The following is a 16819-nucleotide window of genomic DNA, read 5'->3' as shown; positions in this document are numbered from 1 at the left end:
ACGATCAATCACCGCTGCAACATAAAAACAAAGCCAGGGCGTAACTTAATGAGCGTAAGCAATCCAACACTGATCACGTTCGTGATCTACATCGCAGCAATGGTGCTGATCGGCTTCATGGCCTATCGCTCCACCAATAACCTCTCTGACTACATTCTTGGCGGCCGCAGCCTGGGCAGCGTCGTGACGGCTCTGTCTGCCGGTGCTTCCGACATGAGCGGCTGGTTGTTGATGGGCCTGCCGGGCGCCATCTACATGTCCGGTCTGTCCGAAAGCTGGATCGCCATCGGCTTGATCGTCGGCGCCTACCTGAACTGGCTGTTCGTCGCCGGCCGTCTGCGTGTGCAGACCGAGCATAACGGTGATGCCCTGACCCTGCCGGACTACTTCTCCAGCCGTTTCGAAGACAAAAGCGGCCTGCTGCGCATCATCTCGGCGGTGGTGATTCTGGTGTTCTTCACCATTTACTGCGCTTCCGGCATCGTGGCTGGCGCCCGTCTGTTCGAAAGCACCTTCGGCATGTCCTACGAGACGGCGCTGTGGGCCGGTGCTGCGGCGACGATTGCCTACACCTTCGTCGGCGGTTTCCTCGCGGTGAGCTGGACTGACACCGTACAAGCCACGCTCATGATCTTCGCCCTGCTGCTGACGCCGATCATCGTGCTGCTGGCCACCGGTGGTGTCGATACCACGTTCCTCGCCATCGAAGCTCAGGACCCAAGCAACTTCGACATGCTCAAGGGCACCACCTTCATCGGCATCATCTCGCTGATGGGCTGGGGTCTGGGTTACTTCGGTCAGCCGCACATCCTCGCGCGTTTCATGGCCGCTGACTCGGTGAAGTCGATTGCCAACGCCCGTCGCATCTCCATGACCTGGATGATCCTGTGCCTGGGCGGCACCGTCGCCGTGGGTTTCTTCGGTATCGCCTACTTCTCGGCGCACCCGGAAGTGGCCGGTCCAGTCACCGAGAACCACGAGCGGGTGTTCATCGAGCTGGCAAAAATTCTTTTCAACCCGTGGGTTGCCGGTGTCCTGCTGTCGGCGATTCTCGCCGCTGTGATGAGCACCCTGAGCTGCCAGCTGCTGGTTTGCTCGAGCGCTCTGACCGAGGACTTCTACAAAACCTTCCTGCGCAAATCCGCTTCCCAGGTGGAACTGGTGTGGGTCGGTCGCGCGATGGTGTTGCTGGTGGCGCTGATCGCTATCGCCATGGCCGCCAACCCGGAAAACCGCGTACTGGGCCTGGTGTCCTACGCCTGGGCCGGTTTCGGTGCCGCGTTCGGTCCGGTGGTGCTGATCTCGGTGATCTGGAAGGACATGACCCGCAACGGCGCACTGGCCGGCATCCTGGTCGGCGCGATCACGGTAGTGGTCTGGAAGCATTTCGAACTGCTGGGTCTGTACGAAATCATCCCGGGCTTCATCTTCGCCAGTCTGGCCATCTACATCGTCAGCAAAATGGGTGAGCCAACCAAAGGCATGGTGCAGCGCTTTGAAGCGGCGGAAAAAGATTTCCACCTGAACAAGTGATGCATTGAGCTTCGGCTCACCAGAAAACGGCCCGCTTCCTACAGGAGGCGGGCCGTTTTTTTATGCCTGCAATATCCCTGAGTCAGCATAGATCCCCTGTGGGAGCGGGCTTGCTCGCGAAAGGGTCGTGCCAGTCGACATTGATTTCATTTGACCCACCGCATTCGCGAGCAAGCCCGCTCCCACAGGAGATCGGTGGTGAGTTTGAGAGGGTTGTCTGTAGTCGCATGCGCCGATTTGCGAAGGCTTTTTCGACAGGAAAAGTAGGGCAAATCTGATTTTCCCGTCACCCACCCAACACCCCTTGCCCCTCATGCAGAATCGCCCGCCCTCAATCTGCAGAGAGACATCGGATGTTCGCGCCTGCCAATCAACCGCGTTTCACGTTGACCCTCGAAGGCGCCCAAGTTGATCTCAAAGTCCTTGAGTTCACGGGCAAGGAAGCCATCAGCCAACCCTTTCGTTTCGAGCTGGAACTGGTCAGTGAGCGTCCGGATCTGGACCTCGAAAGCCTGCTGCACCGTCAGGCGTTTCTGAGCTTCGATGCGGAAGGTTCCGGTGTCCATGGTCAGATTTATCAGGTCGGGCAGGGCGATTCCGGGAAACGTCTGACGCGCTACCACCTGAGCCTGGTGTCGCGTCTGACCTACCTCGGTCACCGCATCAATCAGCGGATTTTTCAGCATCAGACGGTTCCGCAGATCGTCGCGCAGATCCTCAAGGATCACGCAATCCTGCGCGATGCCTTCGAGTTCCGCCTCGGCAGCGATTACCCGGTGCGGGAATATTGCGTGCAATACGCCGAGAGCGATCTGGCGTTCATCCAGCGCCTGTGTGCCGAGGTGGGTATTCATTACCACTTTCAGCACAGCCCGGAGGGGCATGTGCTGGTGTTCGGCGACGATCAAACGGTGTTTCCGCGCCTGGCCGAACCGACGCTGTATCTGCCGGGTAGCGGCATGGCGTCGACGGCGCCGGCCATCAAGCGCTTCAACGTCCGGGTGGAGACTCGCACCAGCGTGGTCACCCGGCGCGACTACAACTTCGAAAAGCCGCGACTGCAACTGCACAGCCGCAGCGACAGTGAGCAGCGCCCGGTGCTCGAGGACTATCACTTTCCCGGCCAATTCAACGATCGAGAAACCGGCAGGCAACTGGCGCAACGTACGCTGGAAAGGCATGTCGCCGACTACCGTCAGGCTGAGGGCATCAGCGACGTATCCGCACTGGTTTGCGGACATTTCCTGCAACTGAGCGAGCATCCGCGCCAGGACTGGAATGACCTGTGGCTGCTCACCGCCATCGAGCATCATGGCCGACAGCCGCAAGTGCTGGAGGAATCGGTGACCAGCGATGGGGAAACATTCCAGGGTTACCGTAATACCTTTCTTGCCACGCCGTGGGAGGTGTTCTTTCGTCCGGCGTTGGGGCCGGAAAAACCGCGCATGCCCGGTTATCAACCGGCCGTGGTCACCGGGCCGCAAGACACGGAAATCCATTGCGACGAGTACGGCCGGGTCAAGGTGCAACTGGCCTGGGATCGTGACGGCGAGCTCAACGAGCATTCCAGTTGCTGGCTGCGCGTTGCCACGGGTTGGGCGCATGATCATTACGGCAGCGTGCTGATCCCGCGGGTCGGCATGGAAGTGCTGGTCGGTTTCATCGACGCTGATGCCGACAAACCGTTGGTGATGGGTTGCCTGCCAAACGCCGCAACTCCGCTGCCGCTGGACCTGCCCGCCGACCAGACCCGCAGCATCTTCCGCAGCCAGAGCAGCCCCGGTGGTGGCGGTTACAACGAGCTGCGCATCGAGGACAAAAAGGGCGCCGAAGAAATCTACCTGCGCGCCCAGCGCAACTGGACGCAGCATGTCCTGCACGACCAGCAGGTGCAGGTCGACAACCAGCGCAGCATTGTCGTCACTGGCCTTGCCAGCCATGAACTCAAGGCTGACGAGCAGCGCATCACCCACGGCCAGCGCCAGACCGAAGTGAAACAGGACGATCACCTCACGGTTATTGGTGATCGGCATATTCGGGTGAGTAGTCAGGCAACCAGTGCGAGCGCACAAATTCACGTCAGTGCCGGGCAACAAGTGGTGATCGACGGTGGCGCGAGCGCGACGATTCAGGCCGGCGGGCAATGGATCAACATCGGCCCCGGCGGGATTTTCAGTAGCGTGCCGATTGTCGTGGGTGGGGCGCCAATGGCGGCGATGAGCGCGGCGCCGAGTGTGCCGGGGTTGCCGGTAAAACTCGCAGCAGCACCAGCGGCCATGCTCACTGCTGCGCAAATCATGAGCTTTAAAGGTGATGCACCATTCTGCGAAGAGTGCGAGCGTTGCAAGGACGGTGTCTGTGCAGCTTGAGTGCCTCACACCTGCAGAGTGGTTGGCGCGTGAACCGCTGAAACCTGCGGAGCAACTGTTCGCGATCTTCAGTAGCGCCAGCGACGCCAGGCCTCCGCTGGTTGCACCGAGCCCGATCTGGGCTGAGACGATCTACGCCGAGTGGGATGCGGTGATGCCCTTCGTGGGAATTGTCGCGGCGGACAGTGAGTTTCTCGACTGGGTGGCGAGTACCGAGTCTCGCGACTGGGGGTGGTTGGCGGTGTCCTCGGCGAGCCTGGAGGTGGTAGTTGAGCACTTTCGCAGCCTGACTCAAGTGCTGATGCCGGACGGCGCAGCGGTGTTTTTTCGCTTCTGGGATGGGCGGTTTTTGTTGCCGATCCTGCAGTCCGATGAAGTGCAATCTGCGCAGTTGATGCCGGTGATCTCGCGCGGCTTGATCAATGGACAGGCCGTGGATATCGGGGGCAGGGCGCAGGTTTCAGGGCGGGTGTTTCCCTGGTGGAAAGTGCCTGAGTCAGTGCTGGCTTCAGCAGGGAATTCAGTCCGGATCGGGAATGCGCTGCAGTGGCTGAGCGAGGAGCATCCGGCGCTGTACGAGGCGTTTCCGCAGGCTGTGTTGCGCTGCAAGGTTCAGCAGTTTTTTCAGGTTTCGGCGTCGGAAGAATCGTCGCAATCGGCGTTATTGGCATATTTGCAGGACGAAGCGGAGTGAAATTTCCGGGCGAAGGCTTCGGAAATTTCCCGCGAGTTGCGGCGGATTTCATGAACTGGTGGGCGGTGGGTTGCGGGGATAGTCTTTTCGTTGTCACCGCGAGAGTGGTGACAGGGTGTAGGAACCCGTTACCTATGGTGCATCAGCGCTGTTGATTTAATTGCGACATGTAACTTGTGCCAGCAATATCTTTAGCGGCGGCTGTGTGCGGGGCACGCTTTGGCGTGGCCGAATTCCATGGGTCGGTTCCTACTCCCGTGCACAGCTGCCACCCGATCCCGTAGGAAGGAGCGAGGCAGTTCATTTTCACATCCATGGTAGAAAACATGACGATGCTTAAACCCGACCCACCCTACGAAAAAATCATCCCCCATCCCGATAATCGCTTCATGGCCCTGACCGGCAATTGCAGCGACATGCCCACTCTGTTCATCGACACCCAAGTCCCCCTCGACATCCTCATGGACGCCGCCAACCACCGCATCCGCGCCGTGATTCAAGTGCTGGAAAACATGTGCATGCGCGGCTCGGTCGAATGCGACTCGATCATCCTCAGCGACTTCGCCATGCTCTGCGCCATTCCGCTGCGTGACGGCTGTGATGTGCTGGATGTGATTGGCAAACGCCTCGGCAACCTGTCCCTTTAAGCCTGAGAGCGTTTTTGTGGCGAGGGAGCTTGCTCCCGCTCGGCTGCGTAGCAGCCGCAACCCGGTTGTCGCGGTGTCAGACGAAATGGGGGATTGAGGTCTTGGGGCCGCTGCGCAGCCCATCGGGGATGAATCCCCTCGCCACAAAGGCAAGGGCAAAAGATCGCAGCCTTCGGCAGCTCCTACAGGGGGGAACGCCAATCCCGTGTAGGAGCTGCCGAAGGCTGCGATCTTTGCTGTTGAGGTCCGCTCGGCCGCCAACCCCTGACTTGCCGGCCGGTAAAAGGTAAACTTCACGGCCCTCGCAGGAGCAGCCATGAATTATCGTCACGCCTTCCATGCCGGCAATCACGCCGATGTGTTCAAACACCTGACCTTGACCCGCCTCATCGCCCTGATGTCGCGCAAGGAGCAGCCGTTTGCCTATCTCGACACCCACGCCGGTATCGGTCTGTATGACCTGCAGGGCGATCAGGCCAACCGCACCGGCGAGTATCTGGAAGGCATCGCGCGCTTGTGGGATCAGCCGGATCTGCCGGCGCTGACCGCCGACTACATGAAGGTGCTGCACGAGATGAACCCGGATGGCCAGTTGCGCTACTACCCGGGTTCGCCGGAGCTGGCGCGGCGTCTGACCCGGCCGCAGGATCGGGTGATGCTCAACGAGAAACACCCGGAAGACGGCGTGCAGCTCAAAGAGAACATGGCCGGTGACCGTCGGGTGAAAGTGCATCTGGGCGAGGGCTGGCATGTGGCGCGGGCGATGCTGCCGGTGCAGGAGAAGCGTGCGGTGATGTTGATCGATCCGCCGTTCGAGCAGCTCGACGAGATGCAAAAGTGTGCGGCGTCGCTGAAAGAAGCGATTGGCCGGATGCGCCAAACCGTGGCGGCGATCTGGTACCCGGTAAAGGACCAGCGTGCGCTGCGACGTTTCTATCAGGATCTGGCTGGTACCGGTGCGCCGAAGTTGCTGCGCGTGGAACTGCTGGTGCATCCGCTGGATACGCCGAACAGCCTCAACGGCTCGGGGATGGCGATTGCCAATCCGCCGTGGGGGCTGGAGGAAGAATTGCGTGAGCTGCTGCCGTGGTTGTCGAAGAAGCTTGGGCAGACTCAGGGTGGGTGGCAGATGGATTGGTTGATTGCTGAAAGCTGATCAACTGTTTTAGCGGTGTCTGAACGGACGCCTTCGCGGGCAAGCCCGCTCCCACAAAGTACTGCGCCATTTTGAAGTCGGCGCTAAACCTGTGGGAGCGGGCTTGCCCGCGATGCTTTGGGGTTTAGTTACCCGCCAGGCTCGGTGGCATGCACACGCCGGTGCCGCCAATCCCGCAATAGCCCTCAGGGTTCTTCGCCAGATATTGCTGGTGATACGCCTCGGCGAAGTACACGGTCGGCGCCTGCTCGATCTCGGTGCTGATGTCGCCCAGACCCGCCTTCGACAGTTCAGCCTGATACACCGCTTTGCTCTTCAGCGCAGCGTCCAGTTGCTCTGGCGAGGTGGCGTAGATCACCGAACGGTACTGGGTGCCGATGTCGTTGCCCTGTCGCATGCCCTGCGTCGGGTTGTGCAGCTCCCAGAACATCGCCAGCAGCTCTTCGTAGCTGACCTTGGCTTTGTCATACACCACCAGCACTACTTCGGCGTGGCCGGTCAGGCCCGAGCAGACTTCTTCGTAGGTCGGGTTCGGCGTGTAGCCGCCGGCGTAGCCAACCACGGTGCTGACCACGCCTTCGCGCTGCCAGAAGCGGCGCTCCGCCCCCCAGAAGCAACCCAGACCGAAGATCGCAAAGTCGACGTCCTGGAAAAACGGGCCGAGCAGCGGAGTTTCTTCGAAGACGAAATGCTTTTCAGGCAGGGTCATCGCGGTTTCGCGGCCGGGCAGAGCTTGATCTTTGGTCGGTAGCACGTTTTTGTTCACCAGAATTTCCGAGCGCAGAACCATGATCGTTCCTCTCAGTCAGGATGGGATGTAAAAAGTCAGACCGTCAGTGTGCCGAATGATGCCGGATTTCGCACTATTCAAATGTGGGAGCGGGCTTGCTCGCGAATGCGGTGTGTCAGTCGACATCAACATTGCCTGACAAACCGCATTCGCGAGCAAGCCCGCTCCCACAAGGGGAGTTCATCGACAGGGACATCGGTGGGGGCTAGAGGCAGAGCGGGCCGCGCGGGTAGCGCTTGAGCGCCTGGATCAGCTCGGCGCCGGGGATCGGCCGGTCGAACAGGTAGCCCTGGCCGACGTCGCAGCGGTGGCGACGCAGGAACGCCAGTTGCTCGGCGGTCTCGATGCCTTCGGCCACGACTTTGAGTTTCAGGTTGTGCGCCATGGCGATTACCGCGGAGGTGATTTCCATGTCGTCCTGGTTGTCGGGGATTTCGTGGATGAAGCTGCGATCGATCTTGATGATGTCGATCGGGAATTTCTTCAGGTAGCTGAGCGACGAGTAACCGGTGCCGAAATCGTCCATGGCCAGGGTCAAGCCCAGGCGCTTGAGCTGGTCGAGTTGCAAGTGGGTGTCTTCGGTGGCTTCCAGCAGCAGGCCTTCGGTCAGCTCCAGTTCGAGCAGATTGGCCGGCAGGGCTTCTTCCTTGAGGATATTGGCGATTGAGGCAACCAGATCCGGGTCGGAGAACTGCTTCGGCGAAAGGTTGATCGCCACTTGCAGGTTACCCAGGCCGGCGCCGGTCAGCGCCTTGCTCATGCGGCAGGCCTGACGCGCGATCCACTTGCCGATCGGAATGATCAGGCCGGTCTCTTCGGCAACGCTGATGAACTGGTCCGGGCGGATCATGCCGCGCTCCGGGTGGTTCCAGCGCAACAGCGCTTCCATGCCCAGCAGGCGCCCGCTGCGCAGGCACAGCTTGGGCTGGTAGAACACGTCCAGCTCGTTCTGGGTCAGGGCGCGGCGCAGGTTGTTCTCGACGAACAGCTTGTAACTGGCCTCGGCATTCAACGCTTCGGTGAACACCTGGACCTGATGTTTGCCGTTGGCCTTGGCCTTGTGCAGCGCGAGGCCGGCGTTGCGCATCAGGGTTTGCGGGTCGCGGCCGTGCAGAGGCGCGCAGGCCAGGCCCACGGAGCCGGTGACGCTGATCAGCTGGTTGTCGACGAACATCGGTTTGTCGAGGGTCGCCAGCAACTGGTTGGCGATCTGCTGGCCGGTGGCGAGGTCGGTGTCGTCGAGCAGCACCGCAAATTCGTTACTGGCGAAGCGCGCGAGGCTGCCACTCGGGCTCAGGCTGTTGCGCAGGCGCCGGGCGAGGCTGATCAGCAGTTTGTCACCGGTCTGGTGACCGAGGCTGTCGTTGATCCGCTTGAAGTTGTCGATGTCCACCAGCAGCAGGCTGATCGGTGTGTCGCTATCGCGGGCGAAGCGTTCGTCCAGATTGCGGATAAACGCCGGGCGGTTGCCAAGGTTGGTCAAGTTGTCGGTGTAGGCCAGACGCTCGATGCGCTGCTGCGCCAGTTTGGTCTGGGTGATGTCTTCGTAGATGCCGATGTAGTGCGTCAGCTCACGGTTGTCGCCGTACACCTTGGAGATCGACAACTGGCCCCAGTACGGTTCGAGGTTTTTGCGCCGGCTCTTGAATTCGCCCTGCCAGCTGTTGCTCTTGGCCAGCGCCGAGGGCGCGTCGAACAGCAATTCGCTGAGGTTCTCCAGAGCCGGCAGTTCCGACAGGCGCTGGCCGTGGACTTCCTCGGTGGAGTACTGGGTGATCGCGGTGAAGCTCGGGTTGACGTACTCGACCACGCCGTCGCAATTGACCAGCAGAAAGGCGTTGGCACTTTGCTCGACCGCACGCTGGAACAGGTGCAGGGCGCTGGTGGCGGTGCGGCGGTTGTGGTTGTTGATGACCTGGGCGAACTGGTCGGCCAGCTCACCGGCAAAGGCGATTTCGTCGGACTGCCAAGCGCGGGTGACGCCGGTCTGCTCCAGGCAGAGCACGCCGACCACCTGGCCGTCGACCCGGATGCTGGCGTCGAGCATGGCGTTGACGTCACGCGGGCGCAGGGCTTCGGCCATCTCACGGGTGCGCGGGTCGCGCATCGCATTATGCGCGTCGATGGCGCGGCTGCCGTGCAGCGCTTCCATGTAGTCGGGGAAACCGCTGATGTCGATCACCTCCGGCAGGATGTATTCCTGCGTCGCGCGGTGATACGCCGAAATCGGCACCAGCAGATTGCCTTCGAGGTTCCACAGGCTGGCGCAGTCGATTTCATAGATATCGCAGGCGCAGCGGGTGATCAGTTCGGCGGCTTCCTGCAGCGAGTTGTGGCTGCTGTAGCGCTGGCGGGCGAGCAGCAGAATCAGATCCTGCTGGGCGCGCACCCGATCAAGGTGCTGCAGTTGCTCCTGCTGGGCACGTTGGTTGAGTTCGAGGGCGATCTGCAGGCGCGAGTTCTGGGTTTCGAGGTCAACGGACGGCAGCGTTGGCGCTTCGTCGAACACGTCATCGACTGCCAGCAGGTAGCCACGCAACAGATGCCGGTTGTGCTGTTTATAGGCTTCGCCCAGTTCGAGAATGCTCAGCACGCCCGCAGCGGTGTGCAGGGTGTAGCGCACCAGATAATGCGGGCTGTCGCGCAGTTGCTGCTGGATCGCATCGTGCAACTGATAGCGCGCTTCAGGCTCCATCAGGCTGGCATACGGTGAACCGACCAGTGCACAGAGCTCGACGGCCGGCTGGCCGAACTGGCGTTCGCAATTGGGATCGAGAAACAGCATCGCCCAACTGGCTTCATTCAAGCGCTCGAAACGCAGCATGCCGAGCCGCGAGGGCACAGGCAACTGCGTCACTACCTCGGCCGCCATACGGCTGGCGGCATCGGGTTGGCTCTTCATGAAGGAACTCGCTTGGAAATATGCTGAACGCGCCGGGCTCGCGCCCTCTTTACTGTTGCCTGCGGCAAGGTTGCATCATTGCGGCACCGACTGACAAGAGAGATGAAGGCCAAGTGCTATAAGAATGTGTCGGCCGCTCGGGGCATTTCTCCAGTGGGTGGTTGAAAAGAGCAAAAGATCGCAGCTTGCGGCAACTCCTACAGGAAATACGAAGTCCTGCAGGAGCTGCCGCAGGCTGCGATCTTTTCAGAATTCAACGCAATTTAATGCTGATCGATTGCAGCTTCTTGCCATCCCGATCATGGTAATTGATCAAAATCTGATCAGCCTCGACCACCACATGGGCGAAGTTGTCCTCACTGACCACCGCGCTGGTCAATTCATGCCGATAATCGCCCGCCGCCGTGCGCGCCAGCGGTTGATCGAGGATGAACGTCGACGCCTTGGCATAGGGCAACAGCTTGCTGTTGCACAGCGGCGAGGAAACGATGGTGTGGACTTCGAAATTCGGGTCTTCGCTGTGGGTCAGGCGCGAGGTCAGCGAGCCGTGCACGTCGCCCGAGACGAATACGACATTCCTGATCTGTCGGGTGCGGATGGTTTCCAGCAGGCGCAGGCGCTGCTCCGGGAAGGCTTTCCAGGCATCGTCGCCGTGCAGTTTGCGATCCGGATAGAACATCACGCTGGTGACCACGAATTTGACCCGTGCCTTGCTGTTGCTCAGCCAGGCGACCAGGGCCTGTTCCTGCTCGCTGTCCAGGATGCGTCGATCATCAGCAGCCAGGTTGCGCCGAGTGCGGCTATCAGTGACAAACCATTCAATATCGCCATCGCTGAACTGATACCAGTAATGCGCCAGTTTTGAATGATCAATCTCGCCATCAACTGTTAGTTCATGCGCCGGACTATGACTGGCTTGATACAACTCATACGCCGCCATTGCATTGCGATATAACTCATGATCGGACTTGCTGGCGTTCGCCGGCCAGTTGTCTTCAATTTCGTGATCGTCGAGGATCATGTAAGTCGAAGTGCCGGACATCAGCCGCTGAATATTCGGTTGCGAGAACGCCGCGCGATATTTATCGAGGATGTCCTTGTATTCGCGATCCGGGGCAATCAGGTTGAGGTCGTCGACATAGATCTGGTCTCCGGTCATCAGGGTGGCGCTGATCGGCGGCTCGGCGCCTTCGATCAACTGATTGATCGAGGCGAATATACGGTCGCCAATTTGGGGCAGGGAAGCAATGCCGGCGGTCATGCGCAAGTAGCGACAGGAGCCGATGATATAAGCGCGTGGCTGCGCGGCGTCGCTGGCACGGGTGCTAAAGCGGTAGATCTCGCGCGGCCATTGCAAAGGCAATTCGGCGATGCTTTCGACGGTATGCACCGGGCTCATGGGGCTGAACCAGCCCGTCTGGTATTCGTATTCGCAATGGCTCTCCAGGTCATTCAATGAAAAGACCTGGCAAAAATCGCGCAAAGCACTTAAACGGGAAAAAAGGCTATTTGACCATTGATTGCTGTCGCGCTTTCGATAACGCAGGCCGGCAAATGTGGTGGCGTTGTTTTGCAAGTCGCCGCGCATGAAGATGCGTGCGTGATTAGTTGTTGTATGGCCAATAATCGGGCCGACAGTTGGTTTTAACATGTTCGAATCCGTTCGAATTGATACTTGAATAACGGTCAGTGTTTAGCAAGTTATTCGTTTAACTTGTGCCGCCAAGGTTAGTTGTCGGCGGATAAAAAATATCGGCGCGAAGTGGACTGGACTCGTGGCTTAAGTAGACCGAAGTTGTAGGAATAAAAGCGTTGTGACTTTTCTTCGGGCAAAAAAAGCCCCGTCAAACTGACGGGGTTGAGGTACGAGCGTGTGGCGCTCGAAAACGTGGGACGCAATCGGCCCTCCGTTGCCGGAGGGCCGAACGCTTTACAGCAGGATGGTGCGGATGTCGCCCAGCAGGCTGCCCAGACGCTGGGTGAAGCGTGCAGCGGCGGCGCCGTTGATCACACGGTGATCGTAGGACAGCGACAGTGGCAGCATCAGTTTCGGCTGGAAGGCTTTGCCGTCCCAGACTGGCTGGATGGTTGCCTTGGAAACACCGAGGATCGCCACTTCCGGCGCGTTGACGATCGGCGTGAAGCCGGTGCCGCCAATGTGGCCGAGGCTGGAAATGGTGAAGCAGGCGCCTTGCATCTCGTCCGAAGAGAGCTTCTTGGTGCGGGCTTTTTCAGCCAGCGAAGCAGCTTCTGCAGCCAGTTGCAGCAGGCTCTTCTGGTCGACGTTCTTGATGACCGGTACCAGCAGGCCATCTGGAGTGTCGACCGCGAAACCGATGTTGACGTACTTCTTGCGAATGATCGCCTTGCCGCTTGGCGCCAGCGAACTGTTGAAGTCCGGCAGCTCCTTGAGCAGGTGCGCGCAGGTCTTGAGCAGCAGCGGCAGGATGGTCAGCTTGACGCCGGCCTTCTCGGCGACGGCTTTTTGCGCAACGCGGAAGGCTTCCAGCTCGGTGATATCCGCCGAGTCGAATTGCGTCACGTGCGGCACGTTCAGCCAGCTGCGGTGCAGGTTGGCAGCGCCGACCTGCATCAGGCGGGTCATCGGCACTTCTTCGATTTCACCGAAGCGGCTGAAGTCCACGACCGGGATCGGCGGGATGCCCGCGCCACCGGTTGCGCCGCCAGCAGCGGCCGGTGCTTCCTTGGCCTTCTGCATCATCGCCTTGACGTAAACCTGCACGTCTTCCTTGAGGATGCGACCGTGCGGACCGCTGGCGCCAACGGCGCTCAGCTCGACGCCGAACTCGCGGGCCAGTTGACGCACGGCCGGGCCGGCGTGAACTTTGGCACCAGGCTTGGCCGGAGCAGCAACCGGAGCGGCAGCAGCAGGTGCAGCGGCAGCCGGAGCAGCAGCGGCCGGTGCCGGAGCGCTTGGCGCAGCGGCGGCAGCTGGAGCCGGGGCAGCAGCAGGGGCTGCGCCTTTGACTTTCAGCTTGAGGATCAGGTCGCCGGTGCCGACTTCGTCGTCCAGCTTGATGGAAATGCTTTCCACCACGCCAGCGGCAGGCGATGGGATTTCCATGCTTGCCTTGTCGGATTCGAGGGTGATCAGCGACTGGTCGGCTTCAACGCTGTCACCAGCCTTGACCAGGACTTCGATGATCTTGGCCTTGCCGGCCGAACCAATGTCCGGAACGTGGATGTCCTGAACGCTGTCGGCAACCGGAGCAGCCGGGGCGGCAGCCGGAGCAGGCGCAGCAGCAGCGGCTGGCGCAGCGGCCTGAGCCGGAGCGGCCGCAGCAGGGGCCGCAGCACCCGCCACTTCCAGATCCAGAATCAGGTCGCCCGTGCCGACTTCGTCGTTGAGTTTGACGCTGATGGCCTTGACCACGCCCGCGGCAGGCGACGGGATTTCCATGCTGGCCTTGTCGGATTCCAGGGTGATCAAAGATTGATCAGCCTCGACGGTGTCGCCGACCTTGACCTGGATCTCGATGATCTGGGCCTTGCCCGACGAACCGATGTCCGGCACGTGCACTTGCTGCACTGAAGCGGCAGCAGGGGCAGCGGCTGGCGCGGCTGCAGCAGGAGCGGCAGCCGGTTTGGCTTCAGCTTTTGCAGCCGGTGCAGCAGCAGGTGCAGGGGCCGCTTCAGCGGCGCCCTCGACCTCCAGCTCAAGCAGTTCGTCGCCTTCTTTCAGACGGTCGCCCAGCTTCACTTTCAGGCTTTTGATGACGCCGGCTTTCGGGGCCGGCACTTCCATGCTGGCCTTGTCCGATTCCAGGGTCAGGATGCTCTGGTCGGCTTCGATACGGTCGCCGACCTTCACAAACAGTTCAATTACTTCACCTTCACCGCTGCCGATGTCAGGTACGCGAATGAGTTCGCTCACAAAATGTCTCCTCAGCAGTCCAGTGGGTTGCGTTTTTCCGGGTCGATGCCGAACTTGACGATGGCCTCGGCCACCACTTTAGGTTCGATATCACCACGGTCAGCCAGTGCTTCCAGGGCTGCCAACACCACGAAATGACGGTCGACTTCGAAGAAATGACGCAGTTTCTTGCGGCTGTCGCTGCGGCCGAAACCGTCGGTGCCCAGGACTTTGAATTCCTTGGACGGTACCCACTGACGGATCTGCTCGGCGAACAGCTTCATGTAGTCGGTAGAAGCGATGACCGGACCTTTACGGCCGCTCAGGCACTCTTCAACGTAGCTCTGCTTAGGCTTCTGGCCAGGCTTCAGACGGTTGCTGCGCTCTACGGCCAGGCCGTCGCGACGCAGTTCGTTGAAGCTGGTAACGCTCCATACGTCAGCGCCGATGTTGAACTCTTCACGCAGAATCTTCGCCGCTTCACGTACTTCACGCAGGATGGTGCCGGAGCCCATCAGTTGTACGTGATGCGCCGCATCGCGGGTGTCTTCTTCGAGCAGGTACATGCCTTTCTTGATGCCTTCTTCGGCACCGGCCGGCATGGCTGGCTGCTGGTACGACTCGTTCATCACGGTGATGTAGTAGAAGATGTCCTGTTGTTCTTCGGTCATCTTCTTCATGCCGTCCTGAATGATCACCGCCAGCTCGTAGCCGTAGGTCGGATCGTAGGTGCGGCAGTTCGGGATGGTCGCGGCCAGCAGGTGGCTGTGACCGTCTTCGTGCTGCAGACCTTCACCGTTCAGGGTGGTACGGCCGGCGGTGCCGCCGATCAGGAAGCCACGGGTACGGCTGTCGCCGGCGGCCCAGGCCAGGTCACCGATACGCTGGAAGCCGAACATCGAGTAGAAGATGTAGAACGGCAGCATCGGCTGGTTGTGGCTGGAGTACGAAGTACCGGCAGCGATGAAGGAGCTCATGGCGCCTGCTTCGTTGATGCCTTCTTCAAGGATCTGACCTTTCTGGTCTTCCTTGTAGAACATCACCTGGTCTTTATCGACTGGCTCGTACAGCTGGCCGACGGAGGAGTAGATGCCCAGTTGGCGGAACATGCCTTCCATACCGAAGGTACGGGCTTCGTCCGGGATGATCGGCACGATGCGCGGGCCGATTTCCTTGTCCTTGACCAGTTGCGCGAGGATCCGCACGAAGGCCATGGTGGTGGAGATTTCACGGTCGCCCGAACCATCGAGGATGGCTTTCAGGGTGTCCAGGTCCGGGGTCGGTACGCTGAAGCTCTGCGCGCGGCGCTGCGGTACGAAACCGCCCAGTGCGGCACGGCGCTCGCTCAGGTAGCGGGCTTCGGCGCTGTTTGGCTCTGGCTTGAAGAACGGCAGGTTCTCCAGCTCTTCGTCCTTGACCGGGATGTCGAAGCGATCGCGGAACAACTTCAGGCTGTCGACGTCGACTTTCTTGGTGTTGTGCGCAGTGTTTTTCGCTTCGCCGGCACCGGTGCCATAACCCTTGATGGTCTTGGCGAGGATGACGGTTGGTTGTTCTTTGTGGTTGACCGCTTCGTGGTACGCCGCATAGACCTTGTACGGGTCGTGGCCGCCACGGTTGAGTTTCCAGATCTCGTCGTCGGACAGATCGGCAACCATCGCCTTGAGTTCAGGCGTGTTGAAGAAGTGCTCGCGAACGAACGCGCCGTCTTTGGCTTTGTAGTTCTGGTACTCGCCGTCGATGACTTCGTCCATGCGACGTTGCAGGATGCCGTCGACGTCCTTGGCCAGCAGTGGGTCCCAGAAACGGCCCCAGATGACTTTGGTCACGTTCCACTGAGCACCGCGGAACACGCCTTCGAGTTCCTGGATGATCTTGCCGTTGCCGCGAACCGGGCCGTCGAGGCGCTGCAGGTTGCAGTTGATGACGAAGATCAGGTTGTCCAGCTTCTCGCGGCCGGCCAGGGAGATCGCACCGAGGGATTCCGGCTCGTCGCACTCGCCGTCGCCCAGGAAGCACCAGACTTTCTGTTTGCCCGGCTGGATGAAGCCGCGGTGTTCCAGGTACTTCATGAAGCGTGCCTGGTAGATCGCCTGGATCGGACCCAGACCCATGGATACGGTCGGGAACTGCCAGAAGTCAGGCATCAGCCAAGGGTGCGGGTAGGACGACAGGCCCTGACCGTCGACTTCCTGGCGGAAGTTGTTCATCTGGTCTTCGGTGATGCGACCTTCCATGAACGCACGGGCGTAAACGCCTGGCGAGGTGTGGCCCTGGAAGTAGATCAGGTCGCCGCCGTGTTCGTCGGTCGGGGCCTGGAAGAAATAGTTGAAGCCGATGTCATACAGGGTCGCACTGGAAGCGAAGCTGGAGATGTGACCACCCAGGTCAGAATCTTTCAGGTTCGTACGCATTACCATGGCCATTGCGTTCCAGCGCACCAGCGAGCGAATGCGGCGTTCCATGAACAGGTCGCCAGGCATGCGTGCTTCGTGGGTTACCGGGATGGTGTTGCGGTAAGGCGTGGTGATGGCGTAAGGGAGCTGCGAACCGCTGCGGGTCGCCAGTTCACCCATACGGGTCATCAGATAGTGAGCACGGTCTTCGCCTTCTTTGTCGAGAACCGATTCCAGGGCGTCCAGCCATTCCTGGGTTTCGACGGGATCGAGGTCTTGCATGGCTTGCTCCAGGGCGGAAAGGCTTCCAGAATCGGTTGCCTGAGTTTGCGACTGGCCTTGTGGGCAGACGATTTAAAATTCTTGGATTGCCGACAGGTTGTTCCGGCGGCGTGTAGTTTTACTACAAATCTTTGAGCATTTCAGCCTTTCGCCTGTATAGACGAGTAGTAAAACTA

Annotated in this window: 10 protein-coding genes; 5 read left to right on the top strand and 5 right to left on the bottom strand. The window is 60.2% G+C overall.

Annotated features, from left to right (window positions below; all coding sequences use genetic code 11):
• Window positions 1–48 precede the first annotated feature (48 nt).
• From putP to rlmJ, 5 genes are all read left to right on the top strand, one after another.
• Window positions 49–1533: a sodium/proline symporter PutP gene (gene putP / locus KCG87_RS04870; RefSeq protein ID WP_103368701.1), complete on the top strand. Its 1485-nt coding sequence runs from the start codon at window positions 49–51 to the stop codon at window positions 1531–1533.
• Between the two features lie 353 nt (window positions 1534–1886).
• Window positions 1887–3902, top strand: a complete 2016-nt coding sequence (locus KCG87_RS04865) for a type VI secretion system tip protein VgrG (RefSeq protein WP_210556749.1) — start codon at window positions 1887–1889, stop codon at window positions 3900–3902.
• The gene (locus KCG87_RS04860) at window positions 3892–4596 is read left to right on the top strand and encodes a DUF4123 domain-containing protein (protein ID WP_098966876.1); all 705 of its coding nucleotides are present in this window, start codon (window positions 3892–3894) and stop codon (window positions 4594–4596) included. The genes KCG87_RS04865 and KCG87_RS04860 overlap by 11 nt, the downstream gene beginning before the upstream one ends.
• 326 nt (window positions 4597–4922) lie before the next feature.
• Window positions 4923–5243: a hypothetical protein gene (locus tag KCG87_RS04855; protein WP_097087106.1), complete on the top strand. Its 321-nt coding sequence runs from the start codon at window positions 4923–4925 to the stop codon at window positions 5241–5243.
• A 316-nt stretch (window positions 5244–5559) separates the two neighbouring features.
• Window positions 5560–6399: a 23S rRNA (adenine(2030)-N(6))-methyltransferase RlmJ gene (gene rlmJ, locus KCG87_RS04850; protein ID WP_003220988.1), complete on the top strand. Its 840-nt coding sequence runs from the start codon at window positions 5560–5562 to the stop codon at window positions 6397–6399.
• A gap of 124 nt (window positions 6400–6523) precedes the next feature.
• Here rlmJ and msrA read toward each other — a convergent pair whose 3' ends face one another.
• The 5 genes from msrA to aceE form a co-directional block, all read right to left on the bottom strand.
• The gene (msrA, locus tag KCG87_RS04845) at window positions 6524–7189 is read right to left on the bottom strand and encodes a peptide-methionine (S)-S-oxide reductase MsrA (RefSeq protein ID WP_007967332.1); all 666 of its coding nucleotides are present in this window, start codon (window positions 7187–7189) and stop codon (window positions 6524–6526) included.
• Window positions 7190–7394: 205 nt separating this feature from the next.
• The gene (locus KCG87_RS04840) at window positions 7395–10091 is read right to left on the bottom strand and encodes a GGDEF and EAL domain-containing protein (protein WP_210556747.1); all 2697 of its coding nucleotides are present in this window, start codon (window positions 10089–10091) and stop codon (window positions 7395–7397) included.
• A 253-nt stretch (window positions 10092–10344) separates the two neighbouring features.
• Window positions 10345–11742 carry an alkaline phosphatase D family protein gene (locus KCG87_RS04835; protein WP_210556744.1) on the bottom strand — a complete coding sequence of 466 codons (1398 nt, stop codon included), beginning with the start codon at window positions 11740–11742 and terminating at the stop codon, window positions 10345–10347.
• Window positions 11743–12021: 279 nt separating this feature from the next.
• The gene (aceF, locus tag KCG87_RS04830) at window positions 12022–13986 is read right to left on the bottom strand and encodes a dihydrolipoyllysine-residue acetyltransferase (RefSeq protein WP_210556742.1); all 1965 of its coding nucleotides are present in this window, start codon (window positions 13984–13986) and stop codon (window positions 12022–12024) included.
• An 11-nt stretch (window positions 13987–13997) separates the two neighbouring features.
• Window positions 13998–16643 (bottom strand): pyruvate dehydrogenase (acetyl-transferring), homodimeric type, encoded by a 2646-nt coding sequence (aceE, locus tag KCG87_RS04825; protein WP_003220999.1) that lies wholly within the window; start codon window positions 16641–16643, stop codon window positions 13998–14000.
• Between the last annotated feature and the right edge of the window lie 176 nt (window positions 16644–16819).

The sequence above is a fragment of the Pseudomonas sp. MWU347 genome, from assembly GCF_017947305.1.
GTDB classification, from domain to species: domain Bacteria; phylum Pseudomonadota; class Gammaproteobacteria; order Pseudomonadales; family Pseudomonadaceae; genus Aquipseudomonas; species Aquipseudomonas putida_A.
The sequence above is the reverse complement of the archived record's forward strand: the minus strand, read 5'-3'. Positions and strand labels throughout refer to the sequence as shown.